The 2326-nt window shown below is 61.0% G+C and carries 3 protein-coding genes; all 3 read right to left on the reverse strand.

All coding sequences use genetic code 11. The annotated features are described in order from the left end of the window. Positions 1-1066, reverse strand: a 1066-nt coding sequence (locus tag L1073_RS17010) for a toxin VasX (RefSeq protein WP_246901405.1), incomplete at its 3' end; no start/stop codon positions are given. Beyond that, on the reverse strand, positions 1059-1946 hold the full coding sequence (locus L1073_RS17015; protein ID WP_246901406.1) for a DUF4123 domain-containing protein: 888 nt from the start codon (positions 1944-1946) through the stop codon (positions 1059-1061). The genes L1073_RS17010 and L1073_RS17015, both read right to left, overlap by 8 nt. Positions 1947-1948: 2 nt before the next feature. After that, positions 1949-2326: DUF2345 domain-containing protein (locus L1073_RS17020; RefSeq protein WP_246901408.1), on the reverse strand; the 378-nt coding region annotated here is incomplete at its 5' end.

Here is a 2326-nt window from a genome sequence, read left to right on the forward strand (position 1 = left end):
GCGCATAGTCACGAGGCGTGGGTTGGCGCTGACCGCCGATGGTCGCTTCCTCCACGATACGGACATGGGGCATGTAGCGGTTGCCCACCTGAAGCCGGTAACGCCGCACGTCACGCTGCGCTAGACTATTGATGCGTCCTTCCACATAGTCATGGCGCAGGTTGCGCATCAGTTCCGAGGTATAGAAGCGCTGCTCGTTGGTCAGCCCCTCGTCGTCGTCCTTTTCCATCCAGTCCTTGAGCGGTTCCAGCGCGTCGTTGCGGAAATTGTTAAGTTCCTGGGTGATGCCGATGGCGTCGCTCAGGACCACGGCGAACCCTTGAAGACCCTCCAGCGCACGCTGGAGGCTTTCGAAGCGCGACCAACGCTCCGCCAGATCGGCGGGCTGGGCATTCTCATCGAAGGGGTCGGTCAACGGCGGAAACGTCTGTTTCTGCAATAACTGTCCCACGGCATCGTCGCGCTGACCGACGAACTCGGCCACCTGGTCCTGCAGCATCGTCGGAGGGATGACACCCTCTCCACGACAGCTATGGGCCAACTCGGCGATGGCAAAGCACTGCAGGGATTCCCTCAGATGTGCGTTCGACTTGAGACGCTCCAGCATCCGAACGCTCAAGGGGTCCGGCAGGAAGAGCATGTAGCCCTCGGAGACATCCTCGACGTCGTTAATGGAGAAGTAAGATACACCACCGCCTTCTTTGGCCGGCTCGTAGGGATTGATTCGACGCAACAGCGCATCGGCGGAGACGTAGTAGCAGTGCTCCCAGCGGTAAGTCCCCAGTCGGTTGACCAGCACGTAAAGGTACCCTTCCCGTAGCAGACGGGCGGCATATTTGGCGTGCGACAATCCGACGTCCGAGACGGGCTCGCCCTGGTATGCCGGCACCTTGCCCAGCGCAGGGCGGTCTTCTTCCTCGGCGTACACCGCGCTATACCGCAGTGGCAGAATGTTGATCGATTTCTTGCAGTCGACCGTCGTGCCATCGTCCTCGGTCTGCGGCATCGCCGAAAGCCGGTCACCGATACGCTGCCCGACACTCAGGGGATCGAGAATACTACCCATGACGCGCCTCGCTGATGCTGTATGAGCCTGTTGTCTTCAGGTTTTCGGCCAGTGGGCGCGGCCCCGAGCGAGAGAGTTCCACCGCCCGCGCGAATGCCGGTTCGCACGACACGTCCATGCCATGAGCCACGCAGTAAGCGGCATAGACGCTCAGATCCTGCGTGCTGCTCAAGCCCGCTTCCCGCGCCTTGGAGATGGCGTTGTCCACGATGGCCAACCGGATACCGGGGCATGCCACGCTGAAAAGCGACGGGGATGACTGTTCCAGTTCGCCGAGAATCTGATGAGACAGGGGGTCATTGCCCAAGGCCTGCAGGAGCGCCGGCGTCAAGGTGATTGTCTCGCTGGCGTCGGGTACCGCCCCCTGTGGCTCCCACGCGCCCTTGTATTCTTGCCAGCCTTCCAGGCCGGGTAGCCACCAGTAACTCAAACTGCCGAACAGCCGATGATGCCAGGGCATGTCGGAGAAACGGTGCACGATAGGCAACACATGGGGGGCGTAATAGCGCAGTAGCTGTTTATCGCCTGCGGTATCCTTCACCACGCAGAGTTCCCCCAGTTTCTCCGCTTCATCCGCCACCGGTTGATGCGTCATCAACAATCCATGAAAGCCGCGTTCTGCCAGGGGGTATAAATCGGTAAGCAGCGTGTCGACATCCGCAGCGAACAACCAGGGGCCCAGCGGCTGAAGCGCGCTATATTCCGGCTGTTGCAGCCATGCGTAGCCTTGAAAGCGCTTCCATACCTCGGCACGCTCCTCGTCGGTCAGGAGTCCGGCTTCCACCACGGCACAAATGGACGTCGACTCTCGGCACGCATCATCCAGCGCGGAGAGGTAATCCTCGATGCGTGCTTGCAACGCCTGCTCGTTCAAATTCATGGCTATACCTTTACCAGGGCGCGCTGTTCGCGTAACGCTTTCAACCAGCAGCTGACGCAAATGGGTTCATCGGTGTCGGGCAGTACGGGTTTGCCAACGTGCATCTCCGTCGGCCCGCCAAAACTCTTCGTCGCGCCGTTGATGGTGACCTTGCCCGGGGCGTGGAGCTCGACATGGCCGTCCTTGATGCGCACGTAGGCGCCGCCGCTGACCAGCAGGATTTCCTTGGCGGCCGACAAGTCGATGGTGTCGTCGCTGGAGGTGACATTGAGGTTTTGCCGCGCGGTCGCCTCGAGGTTGTCCGATTGCGCCTGGAGGTCCACCTTGCCTCGCGCGGCGAACAACTTGATCCCGGCGCGGTAGACGAACAGCGACAGCTT

It is taken from the genome of Chromohalobacter nigrandesensis (assembly GCF_023061285.1).
Classification (GTDB): domain Bacteria; phylum Pseudomonadota; class Gammaproteobacteria; order Pseudomonadales; family Halomonadaceae; genus Chromohalobacter; species Chromohalobacter nigrandesensis.